The following is a 24,554-nucleotide window of genomic DNA, read 5'->3' as shown; positions in this document are numbered from 1 at the left end:
TTGCGTAATAATTCTATCTTTAAGACAAACAATTCTCACAAATGGATCTTGATTTTAGGAAATTAAATTCTACTAAACTTTTCGACTTTTCAAAAGAAGAAGAAAATTTGATTGCTGAAGTGTATCATCAACTTTTTGAAATCTATGACATATCGATCATCAATATTGAAGATTCAATTTATAATCAATTTAGCTCAGACAGCGAAAATCCATTTTCATTATTTACACCCAAGATTTGTTACTTTATAACGGATAAAAATAAAGAAAACCCTTTTTATCTTTTTATTGTCAATAAAATTGAGAAAACAATAAAAGGAGGTCGCTTACCTGCTCAACTCGAAACTTTACAAATTTGGGGATTGAAAAAACTAGATGAAGATTGTGGCTTTATTTCCGTCAATAAAAAGAAATGGGCAGATAAAATTGCAGGAATTTTCAGTAGTTTTAATGTAAATTTCAAAGACCGCGATTTTAAAGATTATTATGTTTTGGGAAGCGATCAATTCAAAACCATGACTTTTTTAAACTCAAAAAGAAAAGAAACTATAAAATCATTTTCTGATGAGGATTTTAAGCTGGAAGTTAAAAACAATATTTTAAGTTTCGGCTTGCCAAAAGAACTTTCGGTTGACAATACCTTGCTAGTCTCCAATTTCTTAGAAAAAATATAAATTTCGCAATTTTAATGTAAATTTACGCTCCAAGATTATCAAATGCTGAAAATTTTCAATCTCCTGCGAAGAAGTATCAAAAAATCTTTCGACAACATCCGAAACGAGCAACTGAAGAACAACCTTCTTCAGGCGATTCCTTTTTGGATAGGGTCGGTGATCACAGGTTTCATAGCAGTGATGTATGCAAAAATATTTGCCTGGGGTGAAGGTCTTTTACATTTAATAATGAACTGGCATTCGTGGATGATTTTCATTATTGCGCCGATTGGTTTTGTTTTATCTTGGTGGCTCGTGAAAGAATTTGCACCCAATGCAAAAGGAAGCGGAATTCCTCAGGTAATGGCAGCTGTAGAACTTGCCAATCCGAAGGAACACAGAAAAATAAGAAGTTTATTAAGTTTAAAAATCATTGTTTTTAAAATTATTTCATCTGTAATTTTAGTGATTGGTGGCGGCGCAGTTGGTCGAGAAGGTCCTACAATTCAGATCGCAGGTTCCGTTTTCAGAAAAGTGAATGAATATCTTCCTGAATGGTGGCCAAAAATTTCAAAGAAAAACATGATTATGACGGGCGCTGCAGCCGGACTTGCAGCAGCCTTCAACACTCCTCTTGGCGGAATTGTATTTGCTGTTGAAGAACTTTCAAAAACACATATCAATTATTTTAAAACAGCTCTATTTACAGCGGTTATTATTGCCGGTTTAACGGCTCAAACTTTGGCAGGCTCCTATTTATACTTAGGTTATCCGAAAACTAATGACGTTTCATTAATGGTCATGTTTCCAATAATCCTTGTTGGAGGAATCGCAGGAATTTTGGCAAGTCAGCTTTCTGTAACGATGCTGAAAATGACCGACTGGAAAAAAAGAAAATTAAAAACAGACAGAGCCAATGTGATTTTTTTGGTAATCTGTGCTTTAATTATTGCTTCCATCGCGTTTTTTATTAATCGAGAAATTTTAGGCTCAGGAAAAGAGATTATGGAGCGCGTTCTTTTTACTTCTGAAAAACACGAAGACTGGTACGTTCCTATTTTAAGGATGTTCGGTCCTGCGCTTTCCTTTACTTCCGGTGGAGCTGGAGGAATTTTTGCGCCTGCTTTAACTGCCGGAGCAAGTATTGGTTCTGTAATTTCGGGTTTTATTCATTTGACTCCCAATGAAACGAATGTTGTAATTCTCGCAGGAATGGTTGCTTTTTTGACAGGAATTACAAGAGCTCCGTTTACATCAGCAATTATTGTGTTGGAAATGACCGACAGACATTCATTAATTTTCCATTTAATGTTAGCCGGAATGATTTCCTCTATAGCTTCTATTCTGGTAAGCAGACATTCTTTGTATGATTTAATTAAAGTAAATTTTCTCACTGAAATAAGAAATAACGAAGATTAATACTTTATCATTCTAATATTTATGTTAATTTTTAAATTTTCATTAAAATATATTCAAAATCCATAATTTAAAAATGTAATTTATTGATTTTTTGATTGTTATCATTTTTCATTATATTTGATTCAACCAAAAAATTAATAATTATGCGAAAAAAATTACTTCAGGCAGTCTTGATGATTTTGCCATTCCTGGGCTTCGGACAAGTCGTTCTCAGTGAAAATTTCAACGGTACTTCAATTCCCGCTACATGGACAGTACAACAATCAAACGCCAACGAAACATGGGAAATCTCTACTGTTTCATCTGGCAGCGTTGCATCCGTAGATTACGATGCAGCTCTCGGTCAGCAGAATGAATGGCTGATTTCTCCAAGCATGAATTTAGGTAATGCTACTTATTATTATCTTAAATTTAAAGCAGGTTTAAGCTATTATTGGGCAGTAGATCCTAATAATAATTACGATGCTTTTGTGAAAATTTCCACCGATAATGAGATTACATGGACTCAGGTTTGGTCTGAAGCAAGCTTAGGAACATTCTCCAATTATGCGATGAATTCTGTAATGATAGATATTAGTGCATACAAAAATAACCCAAATGTAAAAGTTGCCTTCCAATATGTAGGTTCTGACGGAGCAGCTTTATATATTGATGATTTTTCAGTAGAAGCGTCAAGTTCCGCTCAGCTTAATTATTGCGGCCCTCTTGTTTTTGAAGACAGCTTCTTGGGTGATCCGGGAGATGAACCGATTACATTGGTCAATTTTGCAGGCATCAATAATATCACTGATTCTGATACTTATGTTGGAAACAGCCATGAATATTTCTTGTCACAATCTGCAAACGTAACTGCAGGACAATCTTATAATATTACATTAAAAGGAAATACAGCCGGAAATTACGAAAATAGTTTTGCCGTATTTATCGACTGGAATCAAAACGGAATCCTTAATGATCCAGGTGAAGTCTATCCTGTTACACAAACAATTACAGCTTCTACCGGTGAAGATGCCGTTCAAACAGTACAATCCATCGCTGTTCCTGCAACCGCTCTTACAGGCTCTACAAGAATGCGTGTGAAAAAGATTTATGGAACAATTGATGACAATCCTGATCTTATAGAGCCTTGCACAGGTTCTGATTACGGACAGGCAGAAGATTATACGGTGACTGTTTCAGCAATACCTTTAGCAGTTAATGAAATTGATAAAAAAGATTCTACATTCAAAGTTTATCCAAATCCGACAAATGATATTTTGAATTTCGATTCCAAGACAAAAGTAAAATCTGTGAATGTAGTAGATCTATCAGGCAGAAATGTTATCAGTTCAGAAGTTAATCAGAATAAATTCAACATCAGTTTATCAAAATTACCTTCAGGAACTTATATTGTAACAGCGCAAACAGAAAACGGCTTACAATCTACGAAAGTGATTAAAAAATAAATATTTAACCGACAAATAATAAAAAAAGACCTGTAAATGCAGGTCTTTTTTTATTTAAGCTAATTCTTTGACACTTAATCTTTTTTAAGCATAACTTGCAGATCTTTCATTGCTTCCAATAATTCTACGGCAGCCTGATAATCTGTGAACTTAATGACAAGTTTATCTAACTCGGATTTAGATTTTCTGGATTTGTAGGTTACTATATTCAAATAGAAAACATTATTTTTTCTTGCCGAAATATTATGAAATTTAACAACTTTACTTAAATCCCAAAGATCACCTTCATCTACAATACGTCCCTTTCTGTTAATGGAATTTATCTTGATCTGATCTCCTTCAAATTCAGCCTGTAATCTTTGATTATCGTTATCCCTGTCGATTCCAAATTCATTTATTTTATTGACAATAAAATTTTTAGCATCTTCAACGTTTGAATATTTCCCCAAAACTTCAGTTTTGCCATTGCTGTAATTTATTTGATAAACTTCAGATTTATTGAGAGAATGTGCAGGTCCGTCCAGATTATCCAATTCTTTATAAATGATATTCGAAGATCCTATTTCAACAATTTTTGCATCAAACTGTTCTCCGTTTTTCTTAGAAATTTTGTCCTGGCAAAAGCAAAATGTACCAACACATAATAATGGTAAAATGTAATTCTTGTTTTTCATGGTATTAAATTGATCTTTAACATCAAGATTAAAGGCTCCGCGAAAATACAAAATCTATAATTATTACACATTAAAACTTGTATGGTTTATAAAATTACACTATTTTTGCACCTCGAAATAATTAACAAATTCATTTAACATTATGAACAATTACGAAACTGTTTTCATTTTAACTCCCGTTCTATCTGAAGCTCAGGTGGAGGAAGCAGTGAACAAGTATGTAGATCTTATTAAAGAAAAGAACTGCGAAATCGTTGCCAGAGAAAACTGGGGATTAAAAAAATTAGCTTATCCAATTCAATTGAAAAAGAATGGATTCTATACTTTAATCGAGTTTAAAGGTGAAGGAACTGTAGTTGCTGATCTAGAATTAGCATTCAAACGTGACGAAAGAGTAATCCGTTACCTGACTACAAAACTAGACAAGCACGCTATTGAGTATGCTATCACTAGAAGAACTAAAGTAAAAACAGCTAAGGCTTAATAATTAACCCCAATTTTAAAAAAGACAAAGACATGGCAATAGATGATATGGCTAAACAAGCCTCAGCTGGAGGAGAATCTGAAGTAAAATTCCTTACTCCACTTGATATCAATACAAAATCTGAAAAGAAATATTGTAGATTCAAAAAATTCGGAATCAAGCACGTTGATTACAAAGATGCTGATTTCTTATTACAGTTCGTAAACGAGCAAGGTAAAATCTTACCAAGAAGATACACTGGAACTTCTTTGAAATACCAAAGAAAAGTTTCTGCTGCTATCAAAAGAGCAAGACACCTTTCTTTACTACCTTACGTAGCTGACTTATTGAAATAAGACAAACAAAAATAAATAAAAGAAGAGAGCAATCTCTTCTTTTGTTGCTGAATAAATAATTAATTCTAACTTGATTTTAGATAACTCTAAGATCTAAAAAAGGACAACAACAATGGACATTATCCTAAAAAAAGACGTAGAAAACTTAGGTCTTGAATTCGACACAGTAAGCGTAAAGCCAGGTTATGCAAGAAACTTCTTGTTACCTCAAGGTATCGCTCTTTTAGCTACACCTAAAAACAAAGCTGCTCTAGAAGCTACTTTGGAAGCTAGAAAAGAAGAAGAAGCTAAATTAATCGCTACAGCAAACGGTGTAGTAGATCAATTGAAGAAAACTTCTATTACTATTCCTGCAAAAGTAGGTTCTGGTGACAAATTATTCGGATCTATCAACAATGCGGATCTTTCTGCTGCTCTTGCTAAAGCTGGAGTTTCTGTTGACAAGAAATATATCAAAATTCCTGGGAACACTATTAAGAGAACAGGTAAAGTAACTGCAAACGTAAGATTACACAGAAATGTTGAGTACAATTTCGAATTCGACATCGTATCTGACGCACCGGTAGAAGCTCCTAAACCAGCTGCTCCAAAACCAGTAGCTAAAGTAGAAGAAACTCCTTCTGGAGAAGCTTAATATTGACGAGATTTTTCTCAAAATATATGAAACCACTTCGTTTGAAGTGGTTTTTTTATGTCATTGCGAGGAGCGAAGCGACGAAGCAATCTACAGTAATATGTTTTATAATAATAAGCAGAAACACTCAAAATCTCTACACTCTCCCTACAACTCAATCCTGTCCTTTCAACTTCTGCTGATATTCTGTCGGCGGAATCCCAATTACTTTTTTAAAAATATTACTGAAAGAAGAAAGACTGTTATATCCCACCATCATTGCAATCTCATACATATTATATTTTCCTTCAATCATTAATTCTAAAGAGCGGGTAATTCTCAAAGCGCGTAAAAAACGAACGTAATTCATCCCCAAAATCTCTTTAAACTTTCTCGATAAAGTTCTTGTACTCATTCCAAATTCTTTTGCCGTAGATTCTATGGTTAAAGGCTTTTCAAGGTTAGCGTGAATGTATTGAGCAACCTTTAATAAAATTTCATCATTAGGAAAAGGATGCTGAACAGGAAATGCTAAATTCTTATCTCTTTTTTCAGGTAAAATTCCTTTTAAAGCTTTGAGAAAATAATATTTAGTTTCATCATTTTTTGTGATTTTCCCATCCCATTCTTTTGTATATAAAATCATCTCTCGAAGTAAATGGCTTACCGAATAAATATTAATTTCATCAAAAAAGCCATTTTCATTTTCTCCTTTTTTAAAATAAAAGTTATACAGATCAACTTTCGGACTTGTTGAAAAAATATAATGTGGTGTTCCTGCAGGAATCCACATGAAACATCTTGCCGGTAAATACCAGTGTTTCAGATCTGTAAAAACATGCACTATACCTCCTTCTGCATACACCAATTGAGCAGAACTGTGATAATGATTCTCTGTTTTCACATCTCCTTTTAGCACATGATATACATAAAATTCTGTATCTTTTTCCTCAATGGCTCCAAAATGACTGTCATTCATAAAATAAAGGTAGGAAGAAAATTTTAATTTGGCGTAAATGGACAAATCTTTTTCTGTTTTTACAAATCGTGTCCTATGCTTTGGCTTGTAACTTTGCACTATCAAAATTAATTCAGCAAAAAACCTTTAATTAAATTATGAAAATGATATTTAACGCAAAAAAATATCAATGTATTGCGTTGTGCTTATTTCTAATAAGCGGTTTTCTACACTCACAAATGATAGATTATCAAAATCTAAGCTTACAACAGGCTTTGGAAATAGGTCTTAAGAATAATAAAAACATTCAGATCAGTCATTTGAAAAATGAAATATCAGAAACAAAAGAGAAAGATCTTAAAATGGAAAAACTTCTGGATATTGAATTTCACACAAGCTATACTCAGGTTACTAATCTTTTTCAGCAGGAAAATGGCGTATTCGGAAAAGCTACAAAGTACAATATTATCAATGGGATGTACGATTTTACTCTTTCTGCATCAATTCCCGTTTATATGGGCGGAAAAATTAAAAACACAGAGAAAAAAGCAGCTATTGACACTGAAATTTCTTCATTGAAAACTCATTTGGACGAAAGACAATTAACAATGGAAATCATCACTGCTTTTCTTCAAATTCATCATTTAAAAGAACAGCAAAGTTTGATTAATGATAAAATGAAAGAAGATTCTGTAAATATCAAACAGGTAAAAGCCTTGAAAGCAAACGGAGTTGTAACAGTGAATGAAGTTTTAAGAACCTCTTTACAGCTTTCTAATCATAAAATGAGCTGGACAGAACTCGACAATGATATTCAGATTGCAGAACATAAACTGAAAACGATTCTCTCGTTTCCGGAAAATCAGGAAATGCATGTTGATACAGAAGATTTGATTTCAGAAAACGCAGAAATTCCTTACGTTGATGAATTAACCGAAACAGCTTTGCATAAAAACGAATCCGTTGAAATGGCAAACAAAAATCTTTCGCTTAAGGAATTAGATCAAAAAATTACAAAAGCGAATTATTTACCGAAAATTACAGCAGGTGGAGAATATTTTTTAAAATATCCAAACATGATGTTTTTCCCACCAGAACCTTATGCTTATCGTTTAGGAATGATTGGGGTAAATCTCTCCTATCCTATTGAAAACTTGTATAAAAACAAATATAAAATGCAGGAAGCAAAGGAAAATATAAGCTTAGCTAAACTTCAAATCGAAGAAAACGAAGAAAACATCAGACACGATGTTTACGAAGCTTATAAAAAATTTGAGGAAACCGACCAAAAGGTGAAAATTTCGGAAGAAGCGATTAATCAGGCTAAGGAAAATTACAGAATTGTAAGAACAAAATATGCCAATAAATTAAGCTTAATCACAGAATTAATCGATGCTGACAATGCTTATCTGGAAGCTCAATCTAATCTTATTTCCGTAAAAATCAACAGACAACTTAAATATTACCAACTCCAATACACGATTGGAAACTTATAAAAGCTATGGCAAAAAGGCAATTAACTCAAAAAGAAAAAAGAATCAACAAAACCATTACTTTATTAGCATGGATTCTCATCATCAGCGGAATCACAGGAATGATAAGTTTCTACCTTTTTTCGAGAAAAAACGTAACGACAAACGATGCGCAAATCGAACAATATATTACGCCTGTTTCAAGTAAAGTTTCTGGTTTTATCAAAACTATTAAGTTTAACGAAAATCAATTTGTTCATAAAGGAGATACTTTAATTGTAATTGATAATCGTGAATTTGTCAACCAAGTGAAAATGGCTGAAGCCAATCTCCACGCGAATTCTGAAAATATCAATACCATCGAAAGTGGCGTAAATACAAAAGAAAGTGATACAAAAATCATCGATGCTAAAATTGCTTCTGCAAGAATTGATATTTGGAGAACCGAACAGGATTTTAAAAGATATAAAAACTTAGTTTCCGAAGACGCAGCAACCGAACAGCAATTTGAAAACGTAAAAGCATCTTACGAACAGGCAAAAGCCAATCTTTTAGCTTTAGAACAGCAAAAAAATGCAGTGAGAGCGAGTGTGAATGAACAAGGAACAAAAGTTGCACCCGCGAAAAGTCAGATTCAGCAAAGTTCTGCTAATTTGAATAATGCTAAACTTTTTCTTTCGTACACGGTTGTCACAGCGCCTTATGACGGTTGGGTCGGCAAGAAAACTATTCAGGAAGGACAATTGATTAAAGAAGGTCAGGCTTTGGTACAGATTGTGAGCAAAGAAAAATGGATTATTGCCAATTATAAAGAAACACAAATCGGGCAAATCGACCAAAATAAAGAAGTCATCATTACTGCAGATGCTTATCCTGATATAGAATTCAAAGGAAAAATTGTTTCTGTTTCTCCTGCTTCGGGTTCACAATTTTCACTAATAAAACCTGATAATGCAACAGGAAATTTCGTAAAAATCGAACAGAGATTTCCCGTGAAAATTCTTTTAGATAATCATCAAAACAATGAAAAACTACTTTCCGGAATGAATGTTTTGGTAAGTGCGAAAAAGATTTAAAGCTTGAGTGTGAGAGAATTTGAAAGCTTTAGTAATTGTTAGAAAATATAGAAGCTTTCGAATTCCTTCTCTCAAATTTTCAAATTAATAATTTCTTAGCGAAAAGGCAGAATCGCAATTTTGCCATCTTACCTTTACTTTACACCTTGTTTTTTTGTCTTTTCGCATTTTTTAATCAATAGAATATTCTTCAATATATCATGCATCACAATACTGTTTATCATAAATGGGTACCTCAATGGCTGAAACTTCCGCTTCTTATTCTGGCGTTGTTTCCACATCTGATGCTGTTGTCGATATTGCATTCCAACAGTGCTTTTACGTCTTCATTTATGGATGTAGATTCGGACGACATTCAATATTTAATGATATTAATGTACGGAACTTTCGTGGTTACACTTTTGGTAATACAACGATTTATGGCATACTTCAGTGTGAAATATTACACTTTGCTGATGTCTTCCATTTCAATTCTGATTCTTTATGCATTATCAATTACAAATGATTATCATATAATTTTAGTAATTCGTGTATTAGAGGGAATTTTTGGAGTTTTGGAAGGTGCTATTTTTTTGCCATTAATTATTGCCGAACTGAAAACAAAGCACGCCAAAGAAATTGCCTATCTTTTCATGTACACCATTATTCTCACCGGCGGAACGATCACCACTTCCCTTTTGAAGTCGAGTATTGAAGATTACGATTTTCAGCATATGATTTTAATGATGGTTTATTTTCATGTTTTTGTTTTGATTATTGCGGTGGCTATTTTTAATAAAAATAGATTTTTCCCTAAAAAACCTTTGTATCAACTGGACATTACGAGTTGGTTTTTGCTTTGGCTAAGTCTGCAATCCGGAGCGTATGCAATTATTTACGGGAAAAGATTAATGTGGTTCGAATCGAATATTATCATTATTTGTCTTTTTATTTGCATAATTTCCGGAGGTTTATTTATGCTAAAACAGAGAAATTCTGCAAGACCATTTTTCCATTTTGAAGTTTTCAGTTCAAAAAATGTGATTGTCGGCGTTATTCTTTTTTTCATTTTTTATATTTTGAGAGCAAGCATCAATAATGTTTACAATATCATGGCAACTGTCTGGAAATGGCCATGGGATTACATCGTTGAAATTCAATATTGGAATGTTGCAGGAACACTTTTAGGCGTTTTATTTTCAGCATTTTGCATTACAAAAGGGGCTTCATCAAGATTGGTTTTCTTTAGCGGGTTCCTCATTTTAGCCATAGATTGCGCTTGGTTTACTTATACTTTTTATCCTGACACAACGCTGCAAATGATTTGTCCTCCTTTATTTCTTCAGGGAGTTGGGCAAGGATTACTTTTCACACCTTTGGTATTTTTTCTCATTGCAGGAATGCCAGAACAATACGTTTCAAATGCAACGGCAGTCGGAACTTCCACAAGATTTTGGACAACCGCAATCGGGTACGCTTTGATGCAAAATTTGATGTTATTTTTAACGTTGAAACATTCAGATGCTTTAAGTTCAGAATTTACAGATACAAATCCTATTTTTTATTCACAATGGAATCAAATTTTCGGAGCCAACATTTCTAAACTTCCAGTTAATGAATCATTATCACTTACTGCAGGAGCTTTTAAAGCTAAAATTAATGCACAGGCAATTCTTCTCTCCAATATGGAAATCTTTACAGGGCTATTTTGGTTGGCTTTAATCACTGCAATTGTAATTTTACTGTATCATCCCGTAAAAATCGCAGTCAGGAATATTATGTGATTTTAGGCAGAGGTTTTGCTATAATTTCTGAAATTTGATTTATGGAAATTCAGGAAATCGTATCAAAACAGAAAGAGTTTTTTAAAACTCAGCAAACGAAGAATATCAGATTCAGAAAAATGTATCTTGAAAAACTTCGTGATTTGATTTTAGAGAACGAAAACCTTTTGTATGAAGCCATTTATAAAGATTTTGGTAAATCTAAATTTGATACTTTTACCACAGAAATTTCCTTTATTTTAAATGATATTAAATATTATCTGAAAAATTTAAAATCGCTTTCAAAACCTAAAAAAGTAAGTACCAATCTTGTCAATCAATTTGGTAAAAGCAGAATTTATTCTGAGCCATTAGGAAATATTTTGGTCATCGGAGCTTGGAATTATCCTTATCAACTCTCCCTCTCTCCTATTGTTGCAGCTTTGGCAGCAGGAAATTGCTGTATCTTAAAACCAAGTGAAATTTCAGAAAATACAATGAAAGCAATGGCAAAAATCATTAATGAAAACTTTTCTCCGGAATATTTATACGTTTATGAAGGCGGAATCGATGAAACAACAGAGCTTTTAAAATTCAAATTTGATAAAATATTTTTCACAGGAAGCACTAAAGTTGGGAAAATTGTTTACAAGGCTACTGCAGAAAATCTAACTCCGGTTACTTTAGAATTAGGAGGAAAATCTCCCGCAATTATTACAAAAGATGCCAATCTCGAAGTTGCAGCAAAAAGGATTATTTGGGGAAAATTCTTAAATGCAGGACAAACCTGTGTTGCACCGGATTATCTATTGATTGAAGACTCAATTCAGGAGCAATTTCTGGAAATACTCATAAAATATATTCAGGAATTTAAATATGAACCTAATTCCGAGCATTATACTAAAATCATCAATCAAAAGAATTTTGAGCGACTTGTTAATTTAATTAATAAAGATAAAATCTATTTCGGTGGAAATTTTAACGAAGAAAAATTATATATCGAACCGACAATTCTTACGAATATCAATTGGCAAGATGATGTGATGCAGGAAGAAATTTTTGGACCGATTTTACCTGTAATCTCTTTTAAAAATTTTAATCTTATTTTAAATGAAATTCTAGAACTGGAAAAACCACTTGCCGCATATTTATTCACCAATAATTCTGAAGAAAAAGAAAACTTCATTAATAAACTTTCTTTCGGAGGAGGCTGTATCAATGATGTGATGATGCATTTAGGAAATGAAAACCTTCCATTTGGCGGTGTCGGAAATTCCGGAATTGGAAATTATCACGGTAAATTTGGTTTTGAAACATTTTCGCATCAGAAAGCAATTTTAGAAAAAGCAACTTGGGGAGAACCCAACATTAAATATCCTCCATATTCTGAGAAAAAATTAGGCTGGATTAAAAAATTTCTATAAAACAAAAAACCGAGAAAAATTTTCTCGGTTTCATTTTTATGATTTTGGACTCCATACATTGAAAAACTCTTTCACTTTTTCAAGACTGTATCCTTTTCCTTCTTCTAAAACGTCACTCTGCTGAACATGAATCATTTTTCCGTTCTGATCTAAAATGATGAAAACAGGGTAACCGAATTTTTTACCAGGATCTCCATATTTTGCAAAAACAGCTTTATTTTCGTTATCTGGAGAATAGTTCAAGTGATAATATTCATAGTTTTCATCAACAACTTTTTTCAATTCTGGAGTTGTCTGCACGAATTGATTAAATCTCAAACACCAGATACACCAGTTTCCACCTGCCTGAATCATGATATTTTTCTTCTCTTTCTTTGCTTTTGCAATTAAGTTCTGAATATCTTTTTCTGCATCTGCTTTCGGATCATAAGGCTTTGGCAATTTGGCTTTTTCTTCCGCAGCTTTTTTCTTTGCTTCTAATTCTGCGTGATCTGTCTTCACTAATAAAGCTTTCTCGTCATTTTTTACGTCCTCCACTTTATTTGTATTTACATTCTGAGAAAAAGCAAAAAAGCTTAAACCCAAAAACGCTACTAATGATAATTTTTTCATAACATAAAAATAAAAAAATAATACTATTTGCAAGCAAAAATAGAACCATAATTTTATTATCCGTAAATTTGCCTGTTTTATGAATTTCCTGATCAAAATATTATATCTAATTTCAAAACTTCCACTGAAAATTTTATACATTTTTTCAGATATTATTTTCTTTTTGAATTATTATATTGTCGGCTACCGAAAAAATGTAATTACACAAAATTTAAAGAATTCGTTCCCTGAAAAATCGGATGAAGAAATTAAAGAAATCAGAAAAAAATTCTACCTGAATTTCTCTGATTATTTAGCTGAAACTGTAAAATCTTTCAGCATTTCCGAGTTGGAGTCGCGTGTAAGAATGCAGCATATAAATCAACATTTATTTCACGAAGCCAAGGAAGAAGGAAAAAATATAATTTTAATGGCAGGACATGTATTCAATTGGGAATGGATGAATGCTTTAGCAACACTTACTCCGCAAAAAAATTCTCATCCTGTTTATCGAAAAGTTAACAGCAATTTCTGGGAAGATCAGATGAAAAAAGTTCGTAATAAATTCGGAAATGAAGCATTAGAAGCGAATGAAGTTATTTTAAATATTTTCAGGAATAAAAACGATGGCGAGTCGATTTATATGTTTGTTGCAGATCAGACTCCACATGTTGCACATGTTAATTATGGATTGAATTTCCTGAATCAAAGAACACCCGCTTTTATCGGTTATGATAAATTGGCGACCAGAATGGATTTAATTTTCATTTACTGTGAAATGACAAAGGTAAAACGCGGATTTTATCAGGTTAATTATCACAGAATTTATCCTGAAGGAGAAAAATTTGTAAAAAATGAAGTGGTAAGGAAATTCCATCAATTACTCGAAAATACGATTAGAAAAAATCCCGACAATTATCTTTGGTCGCACAGAAAATGGAAATATCAGGATTCTATTAAAAATTTTGATTCAGAAAAAGCATAGATTCTTATGTCGAAAAATTTAGCAGTTGTCATCTTAAACTGGAACGGAAAAAACTGGCTTGAAAAATTTCTTCCAAGCGTAGTATTATTTTCCCAGAATGCAGATATTTATGTTATTGATAATCTTTCCACTGACGATTCTATTGAATTTCTTCAAACTCATTTTCCATCTGTAAAAATTATTAAAAATGACAAAAATTATGGTTTCGCAGATGGTTACAATGAAGGTTTAAAAGAAATTAAAAACGAATTTTATTGTCTTCTGAATTCAGATGTAGAAGTCACTGAAAACTGGATTGAGCCCGTTTTACATTTATTTGAAAAAGATCCATTAATTTCTGCTATTCAGCCTAAAATATTATCATTTAATAATAAAAATTATTTTGAATTTGCAGGAGCTGCAGGTGGTTTGATCGACAATTTGGGTTATCCTTATTGTAGAGGAAGGGTTTTTGATGATTTGGAAGAAGATAAAGGTCAATACGATGATGAAACGGAGATTTTCTGGGCATCCGGATGTTGTTTGTTTATCCGTTCGAAAGATTTTTGGGAACAGAAAGGTTTTGATGAAAGATTCTTTGCTCATCAGGAAGAAATAGATCTTTGCTGGAGATTAATTAATTCAGGAAAGAAAATATTTTATACCGGAAAATCGAAAGTTTATCACGTTGGCGGTGGAACTTTAAATAAACAAAGTGCGCAGAAAACGTATTTAAATATTAGAAATAATCTTTCAATGATGCTGAAAAACTTACCATTTCCAAAGCTGATCTGGTTGATATTTTTCAGGTTATGTTTAGATGGGGTTGCTTCTTTTTATTTCGCCTATAAAAATGGATTTTCACATCTTTGGGCAGTTGCAAGAGGACATTTTGGATTTTATGCACAACTTCCTGAAACTTTAAGACGTCGCCAGAAAAACCAAAAAGCAGATTATTATCAAATAAAATGGCTTATTTTCAAGCATTTTTTAGGAGGAAAAAAGAATTAAGGATCATCATTTATCACTTATAATTAATTATGGATTTTTGTGCATTAGATTTCGAAACAGCAACTCACGAAAGAAATTCTGCGTGTGAATTGGGAATCTGTATTGTACAGGATTCTAAAATTGTGGAGACTAAAACCTGGCTGATAAAGCCACCGAGTTTTCCTTATTTCAGTAGATTTAATGTTGATGTTCACGGAATTGTTCCTGATGATGTGAAAAACTCTCCTACTTTTGATGAAATTTGGTATGAAGTTGAGGAAATGATGTACGGAACACTGATGATTGCTCATAATGCTGGTTTCGATGCAGGAGTATTGCGAGGTTGTTTAAATCATTATGGAATGTTTACTCCGAAATTAGAATATCTTTGCAGCATTCAGTTAGCAAAAAAATCATGGAATTATTTGCCTAAATATGGTTTGAAACACTTGGCTGAATATCATCAAATAAAATTTAATCATCACAGAGCAGGCGACGATGCAGAAGTTTGTGCAAAAATATCTCTCTTAGCCTTTGAAAAATTATTTCTCACAAGCAATGAAGAAGTTTCTAAGTATATGAAACTGAAGATCAAAAAGCTTTAGCTTTTCTCCCGAGATTTGGCAGGTGATGTAGATGTTGAAAGTATTTTTAGTTAAATTAATTACTCAAAACTTCCGACAATAAATTAAATTTAGGAATATCTATTTCAAAATTTTCCTGTGTTTCCATGTTTTTAACTAGGTATTTTCCGCTCATATTTCCAACTCCGGAACGAAGCATTACGTTTGAGAAATAAGCGAAATTTTCATTTGTTGGAATTTCCGGTGTTAATCCGATTACCCCATCACCAATAATTTCTGTGTATCCAAAACCAACGTCGAAGATCAACCATTTTCTTTTAAGGATTTTTATCGGAAAACTTCCGTCATTTTCAATCGTAATATTGTACTTGAAAACATAACGGTTTTCGGATGGATAACTGTTTTTACTATCATATTCAGGTATTACTGAAACTTTGATATTTGAAGTCATTTTTGAGAACATCATTTTAGTATTTATTGTCTTAAATACAAAAATCTCGCCTTTTTGAGGCGAGATTTGATATTTATATTATAATTTTTCTTAAGATATTATAATCCAAGACCTTTTCTTTCGTCTCCACCCATTAGAATTCCAACAGGATTGTCGATTGCTTCTTTTACTGCAACAAGGAATCCTACAGATTCTTTACCGTCGATAATTCTGTGATCGTAAGACATTGCAACGTACATCATTGGACGAATTACAACTTGCCCGTCAACCGCAACCGGTCTCTGGATAATGTTGTGCATACCCAAGATTGCAGATTGAGGAGGGTTGATAATCGGTGTAGACATCATAGATCCGAAAGTACCACCGTTTGTAATTGTGAAAGTACCACCAGTCATTTCGTCAACAGTGATTTTTCCGTCTCTTACTTTGATAGCTAAATCTTTGATGTTTGCTTCAACGCTAGCAAAAGACATATTTTCAGCGTTTCTCAATACAGGAACCATCAATCCTTTAGGACCTGAAACTGCAATTGAAATATCGCAGAAATCATAATTTACTTTGAAATCTCCGTCGATAGATGCATTTACATCTGGATACATTTGTAATGCTCTTGTAACTGCTTTTGTAAAGAAAGACATGAAACCAAGTCCTACTCCGTGTTTTTGAGCAAATTCTTCTTTATATTGTTTTCTTAGTCTAAAAATTTCAGACATGTCAACTTCGTTGAAAGTAGTCAACATTGCTGTTTCATTCTTTACAGAAACTAATCTCTGGGCGATTTTTCTTCTAAGAACTGAAAGTTTAGTCGTTGTTGTTCCTCTAGAACCTGTAGCAGAAAGCGGGTTTCCTCCGAATGCAGGAACAGCAGCCAATTCAGCGTCAGATTTAGAGATTCTTCCGTCTCTTCCAGATCCTGAAACCTGAGAAGCATCGATACCTTTTTCGTCTAGAATTTTCTTAGCTGCAGGAGACGGAGCACCAGTAGCATACGTTTGAGTCGCAGCAGCTGCAACAGGTTGAGCAGCAGGTTTTGGAGCTTCTTGTTTAGCCGGTTCAGCCGCTTTAGGAGCCTCTTCTTGTTTTGGAGCTTCTGCAGCAGGAGCAGCACTACCCGCAGGTTTTGCAGCATCCATATCGATTAAACAAACCACTTGTCCTACTTGTACCACGTCACCTTCTTCTGCTTTTAAAGTAATGATTCCGCTTTGTTCAGCAGGCAATTCAAGAGTAGCTTTGTCTGAATCTACTTCAGCGATTGGTTGATCTTTTTCTACATAATCACCATCTTTCACAAGCCAAGTTGCAATTTCAACTTCTGTAATTGATTCGCCCGGTGAAGGAACTTTCATTTCTAAAACTGACATATCGTATTTTTTATTTTTTAAATGATTATTATTTTTAATTAAGCCGTTACAGGTCTTTTTACAGGAGCATCGTTTCTGTCGAATACTCTGTTAATTACTGCATTTTGGTTTTTCTCAAACATTTTATGACTTCCCGGAGCCGGAGCACCACTTGGAACCGGAGAAATTACCTGAATTCCTGTATCTCTGAAGTTTCTTAAGATATAAGACCAAGCCCCCATGTTTTCTGGTTCTTCCTGAGCCCAAACAAGTGATGTTCTGTTTGAATATTTAGCAAATACCGCTTCGATAGCATCAGTCTGAAGAGGATATAACTGTTCAAATCTTACCAAAGCAACATTTTCGCAATTTAACTCTTCTTTTTTAGCCAATAATTCGAAGTATAATTTACCTGAACAAAGAACTAATTTTTCAACTTTTGCAGGATCTGCACTTGGATCATCTAAGATTGGCTGGAATCCTTTGTTTGAGAAATCTTCAAGCGGAGAAACCACTTTTGGATGTCTTAACAATGATTTTGGACTCATTACAATTAATGGTTTTCTGAATGACCATTTCAATTGTCTTCTTAATAAGTGGAAATAGTTTGCAGGAGAAGTAATATTCGCTACAACCATATTTTCGTTAGCACAAAGTGTTAAGAATCTTTCCAGTCTTGCTGAAGAGTGTTCTGCACCCTGTCCTTCCGAACCGTGAGGCAATAACATTACCAAACCGTCCTGAATTTTCCATTTTTCTTCTGCTGCAGCCAAATATTGGTCAACGATGATTTGTGCACCGTTCACAAAATCTCCGAACTGAGCTTCCCAAATTGTTAATGTATTAGGAGAAGCCATTGCATAACCGTAATCAAAACCTAAAACACCATACTCAGAAAGGTGAGAGTTGAATACATCAAATCTGCTTTCAGAAACTTGTCTTAAAGGAATATATTCCTCTTCTGTATCTTCAGTTTTTACAACTGCATGTCTGTGAGAGAAAGTTCCTCTTTCAACATCTTCACCGGAAATTCTTACGTTGTGACCTTCTACCAAAAGTGTAGCATAAGCCAACCATTCTCCAAGAGCCCAATCTAAAGAGTTTCCTTCGATTGCTTTAATTCTGTTTTCGAAAAGTCTTGTAATTTTATTTAAGAACTTTTTATCAGCTGGAAGCGTTGACATTTTAATTGCCAATTCTTTCAGCTTTTCTAAGTCATATTTTGTATCAACAGCTTCCTGAACAGCTCCTCTTTTCCCAATAGGATAATTTGTCCAGTCTTCTGCCATGAACAAGTCCATAACGTTTTTCTCAATTTCTTTAGAAGCATCAAAGTCTTTATCTAAAAGTGCTTTGAATTCCGTCTCCATTTTAGCGATAACATCGTTTGAAGTAACGTTATCTTTCAATAATTGATCTTTGTAGATCTCTCTTGGATTCGGGTGCTTAGAAATTGTTTTATACAAATTAGGCTGAGTAAATCTTGGTTCATCACCTTCGTTATGACCGTATTTTCTATATCCTAATAAATCAATATAAACATCTTTACCAAATTTCGCTCTGAAATCAGCAGCAAAGTGGATAGCATGAACTACAGCTTCTGCATCATCCGCATTTACGTGCATTACAGGAGATTCTGTAACTTTCGCAACGTCTGTACAATACGTAGAAGATCTCGCATCCATATAATTTGTTGTAAACGAAACCTGGTTATTTACAACGATATGAACTGTACCTCCGGTTTTGTAACCCTCCAAAGTCATCATCTGAGCAACTTCGTAAGCAATACCCTGTCCTGCAATCGCACCGTCACCGTGAATAATGATTGGTAAAACTTTAGAATAATCTTTATACTTATCATCAACTTTCGCACGGCAGATTCCTTCTACAAGAGCTGCAACCGTTTCAAGGTGAGACGGGTTTGGAGTTAAATTGATTGCAACTTCTTCTCCGGAAGCTGTTTTTATTTTTTTAGAAGAACCTAAGTGATATTTAACGTCACCTGAGAATACATCTTCTTCAAATTCTTTACCTTCAAATTCTGAGAAAATCTGCTTGTAAGATTTACCGAAAATATTTGTCAATACATTCAATCTACCTCTGTGAGCCATTCCTAACACAACTTCATCTACGCCCAACTGAGAAGATCTTGAGATCAATTGATCCAATGCAGGAATCAAAGTTTCACCACCTTCTAATGAGAATCTTTTTTGCCCAACAAATTTTGTATGAAGATAATTTTCAAACGCTACCGCCTGATTTAATTTTAATAAAATTTCTGTTTTTTCATTTGCTGAAAGACTTGGATGGTTTTCGTTAACCTGAAGCCATTGCTTAATGAAATCTTTTTCTTCAACGTTGTTGATGTGCATGTATTCAACACCGATAGAATCACAGTAAATGTTTTCTAAGTGCGTAATAAGCTCCTGTAAAGTTGCAGGACCTTTCATACCTGTTTCAACAGCGCAATTGAATTTTGTATTTAGATCTGACTTATCAAGACCAAAATTTTCGATATCCAAAGTCGGAGTATAATGTCTTCTTTCTCTTACAGGGTTTGTTTTTGTAAACAAGTGACCTCTCGTTCTGTAAGCCTCAATAAGGTTTACTACTTTGAATTCTTTCTTGATATGCTCAGGAACTTCACCATTTGATGCTGCCTGAGTCGCTTGCTGTACTACCGGCGCAGAAACTGCCGGAGCCTGAATATATTGAACATTATCGTCATCTCCGTAGTTCTCCAAAGCAAAATCGAAGCCTTGAAAGAAAGCTTTCCATGATGGTTCTAGAGAGTCCGGGAATTTTAAGTACTGTTGGTATAAATCCTCAATTAACTGAGAATGAGCTGCGTTTAGGAATGAAAATCTGTCCATTATTACAGTTTATCTGTTATTAAAATTTGTTTGTAGAATTAAGCTTCAAATTTAATAAAAAAAACCGACTTGGAACAGCCTTTAAACTATTAAAAAAACTATAAAAAAAATAAATTCAATAAATTTACTTAAATACTGATAATGAGAGCTTCATATTGACATCCTGATCATCCATCGGGCGTTCCAGAAAAGTCTGACGAATATCATTAAAACGCATCTCATCTTTCTTTGCCTTCTGGATTAATTGTTGTATAGCCTTTACTCTTCCCTCGTAATTTCCTTTGTAATACATGACATAATTCTGAGTAGGATTTTGTGTTCTGAAACTGAAGTTGTTATCTGTAACCCCAAACTTTTTAGACAACGGAATTCCAAGGAAATAAGACACTTCTTTGTCTTTGTAATTATCTGCATCCGTGATCAGAGTTGGAAATCCGAATTCATCATCTTTTTTGCCTAGATCCATTGTTGTGTAATTATAAATTTTATTATAATTCATCACGATATTTTTGTAAAGTGCATCTTTTTTATTGGAAGTACTCACATTAATCCCCAATAATAATTTTTCTTCTTCATTTTCAACCATTAGACTGTCATATTTTATCGCAGCCATCTGATTATCTTTTTCTACTTTGTTGCCCAGAACATTATTAAGATTAGTCATGCTCTTATTAATATTTTCAGCAAATCTGTCTTCTGTCCAAAAGTTTTCAACACGTCTTAAAACTGATAATTTCGGAGTATGAACTACCCATGTTATCTGTGTTTTTTCTGCGGAAACAGCTTTAAATTTAACATCAACAATAGTCGGACTTTCGTTTCTGTCTTCAAAAAGTTGATATCTTAATGCTCTGTTGGATTTTTCGTAACGGATAAACATTTCTCCATTGGTATCTTTTTTCGGATCTACATAACTGATGGAACTCCCCTGTCCTTCGTACGGCGTATAATAATCAATATCAATCGATTGAGAGCTTGTAAAGAAATTATTCCATCGGGTAAAATGCTGCAGATTATTAAACTGTGAAAAGACCTTCTCCAAAGGATAATTAATCTCCTTTTCTATCTTGAAATCTTTGCTTTCATCCACAAAATAATACATCGAAGCTGCATAAGCTCCAACCAACAAAACAATAAATACCGCTATGATCTTAAAAAAACGCATTGCACAAAAGTATAGAAAATAACAAGAGTGACCAATATGTTGATCACTCTGTTTTTATGTTTAAGTAAAATTATCCTATATGAGTTCCCGGTTTTAAAACTGCACCTTTTTTTACAACAACAATTCCGTCCTGAACAGAATGTGTTCCATAATCACCATCTTTCATATGTTTTCCTCCAATAATTCTTACATTATCTCCGATGTAACAGTTTTTATCTAAAATTGCTTTTTCGATATAGCAGTATTTTCCGATTCCCATATTTGGCAATCCTTTCCCGTCATTAACGACAATTTCTTTCGTATCCTGATAGAAATCGGCACCCATAACATAAGAATTTACGATCGTACTTCCTTTGTCGATTCTCGTTCTGTTTCCAATCACTGAATTTTCAATTTTATCCGCCATAATGATGCATCCGTCTCCGAAAACAGCTTTACTTACATAAGAGCCATTCACTTTTGACGGCGGAAGCATTCTCGCACGCGTAAAAATCGGCGACGACGAGAACAGATTAAACTGAGGGAAATCCTGACAAAGATCTAAATTTGCTTCGTAGAAAGACTCGATCGTTCCGATATCTGTCCAATATCCTTCGTATTGATAACTCAAGGTTGTATATTTTCCGATGGAGTTTGGAATAATATCTTTTCCAAAATCGTCTCCAGCTCCTTCATCAAACATTTTCTTAAGAATACTTTTCGTGAAAATATAAATTCCCATCGAAGCCAAATATTCTTTTCCAGCATGTTTATTTTCTTCGGAAACTTCAGATTTTAAGCCATCTAAAAGATCATAATCCGGTTTTTCAACGAAAGAAGTAATATTCCCTTCATCATCAGAACTTAAAATCCCGAAACCAGTTGCATCTTTTGCGTTCACAGGAATGGTTGCAATCGTCACATCACCTCCTTTTTCAATATGGAAATCAAGCATTTCGCCAAAATCCATTTGATACAATTGATCTCCGGAAAGAATTAAAATATATTCATAATCATACTTTTCCAGATGCTTCATCGACTGACGAACCGCATCCGCCGTTCCCTGATACCAGCTGTCATTCTCAACATTTTGTTCTGCAGCCAAAATATCTACAAAACCTTTACTGAAAATATCAAAATGGTAAGAATTTTTGATATGAGAATTTAAAGAAGCTGAATTAAACTGTGTTAAAACCAAGATTTTATTCAATCCTGAGTTTAAACAATTCGAAATAGGAATATCTACCAATCTGTATTTTCCCGCGATGGGAACAGCCGGTTTTGATCTTGAATACGTAAGTGGGAACAATCTTGTTCCTCTTCCTCCTCCTAAAACAATGGAAATTACATTGTGATTCATAAGTTTATCTTGCGTTTTATTTTATTAAGTTTACTCTTTTGTCCTTAGTGTTTACGGTTACTGAAAAACATTCTTTATTTTCAGCTTTTAGCTTTTGATTATAAACTACAACTTTATACAAATCATTATTTAATTCCTTTACATTTTCCTCTGCATCATCAATTTCTATGAAATATTTTTTAAGCTCTTCTCTAAATAATTTATTGGTGATTAAAATATCCATCACATTGGCTTTTTTCATCATAAAGTCTTCAATATCTTTCTCATATTCCTCTTCCCAATTTTTCCCGTATCTTCTTGCTATTGCATCAAAAGTTTTCTTATTTAAAGAATCTACTTTTTTCTCTACATCAGAAGATACTACACAACCACCTACATCAGCATACTTTATTTTCCATTTTTCAGAAATACCTTCTGTAGCTTCTTCGGTTCTCATATCTTTTAGTCCATGACCATAGATCCAATAATGACCTCCAACATAAGTTCCTTCTTCTTTCCTACAAGAGAAAATTAATATGAAAATAAATAAAAAAGACAGCTTTTTCAATATTTTTAATTCTTATATAAAGCTATATATTTTTCTGCTGATTTCTCCCATGCAAAATCAAAATTCATGTTTGCCTGGATCAGATTTTTCATTTCATCTTTTTGATTATAAACCAATAATGCCCTGTTCATTGCGTGAATAATATCATCAACTCCCGGAAACGTAAAATTAATTCCCGCTCCTCCTGTCGAAATATCCTCCACTGTATCTCTCAAACCTCCCGTATATCGTACAATCGGAACTGTTCCGTATCTCATCGAATACATTTGATTCAAACCACAAGGTTCAACTCTTGAAGGCATTAGCAGAAAATCCGCCGAAGCATATATTTTATGTGAAAGATGTTCTTTATACCCTAAATCCAACGCAAAATTGGAGTATGTATAATCATATTCTTTCAGCTTATTTTCAATATAAGAGTTTCCAGAACCCAAAATCATAATATTTAAAGCTCCGTAACTTTGTTTAATGCTTTTCCAAACCACATCAGGAAGGAAATCCGCCCCTTTTTCCGTTGCAAATCTTCCAATAAAAGCAAATAAAGGAAGTTCAGGCTTTAAGCCATATTCTTTACAAAGCTTTTCTTTATTTTTTTTCTTCTGAGCAATAGCATTCTTAACGGTAAAATTAAAATCCAACATCGGATCAGTTTCAGGATTCCAAACTTCGGCATCAATTCCGTTGATAATTCCGTAAGCCTTTCCAAATTCATCACGAACCAGACTTTCTAAGCCCCTGAAACTTACAAAAAGTTCTTCAAGATAACCCTGAGAAACCGTTGTAAAGGCAGTTGCGCATTTAATCATACTTGCCAAAGGATTCATGTATCCGTTCCAATCCATCAATCCCCATTTATACTGATCGAAAGACGGCATATAATTCGCCATTTCCCAGCTCATCATTCCCTGATACTCACCATTATGAATCGTTCCGATTGTTTTTACACCTTTTAAAAATGAAAATTCATCGCAATGTTCAATCATAAAAGGAACCAAACCTGTGTGATAATCATGGCAATGCAAAATATCCGGACGAATTTCCATTGCACTCAACCAATGCAAAGCACCATGCTGAAAAGCCAAAAACTGAAAACTCTCATCCTGATAACCGTAAGGATTTTCACGATCCAAAAGTCCCGGAATTTTTATCATATACAATTCAAATCCCAAAGCATCCGTTTTCTCCTTTAAAACCTGTACCTGAAGCATATTTTGCCCCTGATGAATGAAGCCATCAAAAACTATGTCAAACTCATGATCATAAACAAAAGATTTGTTATACCAAGGCATAACCACCTTTGCATCAACACCTTTTATTTTGTTCTGATATTTCGGCAAAGCTCCCACTACATCTGCTAAACCGCCTACTTTTGCTACCGGATAACACTCCGTACTTAGATGATAAACTACCATTTT

23 protein-coding genes are annotated in these 24,554 nt (G+C 33.7%); 13 read left to right on the top strand and 10 right to left on the bottom strand.

Annotation, left to right across the window (positions count from 1 at the left end; all coding sequences use genetic code 11):
- The first annotated feature begins 41 nt into the window (after positions 1-41).
- From ABD940_RS20890 to ABD940_RS20880, 3 genes are all read left to right on the top strand, one after another.
- Entirely contained in the window at positions 42-671 is a 630-nt protein-coding gene (locus ABD940_RS20890; protein WP_345208152.1) for a hypothetical protein, read from the top strand.
- A gap of 42 nt (positions 672-713) precedes the next feature.
- Positions 714-2,069, top strand: a complete 1,356-nt coding sequence (locus ABD940_RS20885) for a chloride channel protein (RefSeq protein WP_345208150.1) — start codon at positions 714-716, stop codon at positions 2,067-2,069.
- 143 nt (positions 2,070-2,212) lie between these two features.
- The gene (locus ABD940_RS20880) at positions 2,213-3,514 is read left to right on the top strand and encodes a T9SS type A sorting domain-containing protein (protein ID WP_345208148.1); all 1,302 of its coding nucleotides are present in this window, start codon (positions 2,213-2,215) and stop codon (positions 3,512-3,514) included.
- 74 nt (positions 3,515-3,588) lie between these two features.
- On the opposite strand, the gene ABD940_RS20875 is transcribed toward ABD940_RS20880, so the two are convergent.
- Complete coding sequence (locus ABD940_RS20875; RefSeq protein ID WP_345208146.1) at positions 3,589-4,188, bottom strand: hypothetical protein; 600 nt, start codon at positions 4,186-4,188, stop codon at positions 3,589-3,591.
- Between the two features lie 142 nt (positions 4,189-4,330).
- Here ABD940_RS20875 and rpsF point away from each other — a divergent pair, with 142 nt between their 5' ends.
- The 3 genes from rpsF (at position 4,331) to rplI (ending at position 5,641) form a co-directional block, all read left to right on the top strand.
- Positions 4,331-4,672: a 30S ribosomal protein S6 gene (rpsF, locus tag ABD940_RS20870; protein ID WP_345208144.1), complete on the top strand. Its 342-nt coding sequence runs from the start codon at positions 4,331-4,333 to the stop codon at positions 4,670-4,672.
- A 32-nt stretch (positions 4,673-4,704) separates the two neighbouring features.
- On the top strand, positions 4,705-5,007 hold the full coding sequence (gene rpsR / locus ABD940_RS20865) for a 30S ribosomal protein S18 (protein ID WP_027385529.1): 303 nt from the start codon (positions 4,705-4,707) through the stop codon (positions 5,005-5,007).
- A 112-nt stretch (positions 5,008-5,119) separates the two neighbouring features.
- Complete coding sequence (rplI, locus tag ABD940_RS20860) at positions 5,120-5,641, top strand: 50S ribosomal protein L9 (RefSeq protein ID WP_345208142.1); 522 nt, start codon at positions 5,120-5,122, stop codon at positions 5,639-5,641.
- Positions 5,642-5,795: 154 nt separating this feature from the next.
- Here the strand turns inward: rplI and ABD940_RS20855 are convergent, their stop codons facing one another.
- Positions 5,796-6,599 carry a helix-turn-helix domain-containing protein gene (locus ABD940_RS20855; RefSeq protein ID WP_345208140.1) on the bottom strand — a complete coding sequence of 268 codons (804 nt, stop codon included), beginning with the start codon at positions 6,597-6,599 and terminating at the stop codon, positions 5,796-5,798.
- A 218-nt stretch (positions 6,600-6,817) separates the two neighbouring features.
- Here ABD940_RS20855 and ABD940_RS20850 point away from each other — a divergent pair, with 218 nt between their 5' ends.
- The 4 genes from ABD940_RS20850 (at position 6,818) to ABD940_RS20835 (ending at position 12,292) form a co-directional block, all read left to right on the top strand.
- The gene (locus ABD940_RS20850) at positions 6,818-8,074 is read left to right on the top strand and encodes a TolC family protein (RefSeq protein WP_345208137.1); all 1,257 of its coding nucleotides are present in this window, start codon (positions 6,818-6,820) and stop codon (positions 8,072-8,074) included.
- A gap of 5 nt (positions 8,075-8,079) precedes the next feature.
- Complete coding sequence (locus tag ABD940_RS20845) at positions 8,080-9,126, top strand: HlyD family secretion protein (RefSeq protein WP_345208135.1); 1,047 nt, start codon at positions 8,080-8,082, stop codon at positions 9,124-9,126.
- A gap of 200 nt (positions 9,127-9,326) precedes the next feature.
- Positions 9,327-10,889 carry an MFS transporter gene (locus ABD940_RS20840; RefSeq protein ID WP_345208133.1) on the top strand — a complete coding sequence of 521 codons (1,563 nt, stop codon included), beginning with the start codon at positions 9,327-9,329 and terminating at the stop codon, positions 10,887-10,889.
- A 41-nt stretch (positions 10,890-10,930) separates the two neighbouring features.
- A complete protein-coding gene (locus ABD940_RS20835) occupies positions 10,931-12,292 on the top strand; it encodes an aldehyde dehydrogenase (RefSeq protein WP_345208131.1) in 1,362 nt (453 codons plus the stop codon).
- Between the two features lie 36 nt (positions 12,293-12,328).
- Here the strand turns inward: ABD940_RS20835 and ABD940_RS20830 are convergent, their stop codons facing one another.
- On the bottom strand, positions 12,329-12,904 hold the full coding sequence (locus tag ABD940_RS20830) for a thioredoxin family protein (protein ID WP_345208129.1): 576 nt from the start codon (positions 12,902-12,904) through the stop codon (positions 12,329-12,331).
- A 79-nt stretch (positions 12,905-12,983) separates the two neighbouring features.
- On the opposite strand from ABD940_RS20830, the gene ABD940_RS20825 reads away from it, so the two are divergent.
- From ABD940_RS20825 to ABD940_RS20815, 3 genes are read left to right on the top strand one after another with little or no spacing between them, the layout of a single operon-like run.
- Positions 12,984-13,868 carry a lysophospholipid acyltransferase family protein gene (locus ABD940_RS20825; RefSeq protein WP_345208127.1) on the top strand — a complete coding sequence of 295 codons (885 nt, stop codon included), beginning with the start codon at positions 12,984-12,986 and terminating at the stop codon, positions 13,866-13,868.
- Positions 13,869-13,874: 6 nt separating this feature from the next.
- Positions 13,875-14,858: a glycosyltransferase family 2 protein gene (locus ABD940_RS20820; protein WP_345208125.1), complete on the top strand. Its 984-nt coding sequence runs from the start codon at positions 13,875-13,877 to the stop codon at positions 14,856-14,858.
- 29 nt (positions 14,859-14,887) lie between these two features.
- Positions 14,888-15,442: a 3'-5' exonuclease gene (locus ABD940_RS20815; protein WP_345208123.1), complete on the top strand. Its 555-nt coding sequence runs from the start codon at positions 14,888-14,890 to the stop codon at positions 15,440-15,442.
- 55 nt (positions 15,443-15,497) lie between these two features.
- Here ABD940_RS20815 and apaG read toward each other — a convergent pair whose 3' ends face one another.
- The 7 genes from apaG to ABD940_RS20780 form a co-directional block, all read right to left on the bottom strand.
- Entirely contained in the window at positions 15,498-15,872 is a 375-nt protein-coding gene (apaG, locus tag ABD940_RS20810; RefSeq protein WP_345208121.1) for a Co2+/Mg2+ efflux protein ApaG, read from the bottom strand.
- A gap of 98 nt (positions 15,873-15,970) precedes the next feature.
- On the bottom strand, positions 15,971-17,236 hold the full coding sequence (gene odhB, locus ABD940_RS20805; protein ID WP_345208119.1) for a 2-oxoglutarate dehydrogenase complex dihydrolipoyllysine-residue succinyltransferase: 1,266 nt from the start codon (positions 17,234-17,236) through the stop codon (positions 15,971-15,973).
- A 38-nt stretch (positions 17,237-17,274) separates the two neighbouring features.
- Complete coding sequence (locus tag ABD940_RS20800; RefSeq protein WP_345208117.1) at positions 17,275-20,088, bottom strand: 2-oxoglutarate dehydrogenase E1 component; 2,814 nt, start codon at positions 20,086-20,088, stop codon at positions 17,275-17,277.
- 124 nt (positions 20,089-20,212) lie between these two features.
- On the bottom strand, positions 20,213-21,253 hold the full coding sequence (locus ABD940_RS20795; RefSeq protein WP_345208115.1) for an SRPBCC domain-containing protein: 1,041 nt from the start codon (positions 21,251-21,253) through the stop codon (positions 20,213-20,215).
- Positions 21,254-21,323: 70 nt separating this feature from the next.
- Positions 21,324-22,592, bottom strand: a complete 1,269-nt coding sequence (locus ABD940_RS20790) for a glucose-1-phosphate adenylyltransferase (RefSeq protein WP_345208113.1) — start codon at positions 22,590-22,592, stop codon at positions 21,324-21,326.
- A gap of 16 nt (positions 22,593-22,608) precedes the next feature.
- The gene (locus tag ABD940_RS20785) at positions 22,609-23,139 is read right to left on the bottom strand and encodes an FEKKY domain-containing protein (RefSeq protein ID WP_345208111.1); all 531 of its coding nucleotides are present in this window, start codon (positions 23,137-23,139) and stop codon (positions 22,609-22,611) included.
- Between the two features lie 5 nt (positions 23,140-23,144).
- Complete coding sequence (locus ABD940_RS20780; RefSeq protein WP_345208109.1) at positions 23,145-24,551, bottom strand: glycogen synthase; 1,407 nt, start codon at positions 24,549-24,551, stop codon at positions 23,145-23,147.
- Positions 24,552-24,554 lie beyond the last annotated feature (3 nt).

It is taken from the genome of Chryseobacterium ginsengisoli (assembly GCF_039542325.1).
GTDB lineage: Bacteria > Bacteroidota > Bacteroidia > Flavobacteriales > Weeksellaceae > Chryseobacterium > Chryseobacterium ginsengisoli.
The sequence above is the reverse complement of the archived record's forward strand: the minus strand, read 5'-3'. Positions and strand labels throughout refer to the sequence as shown.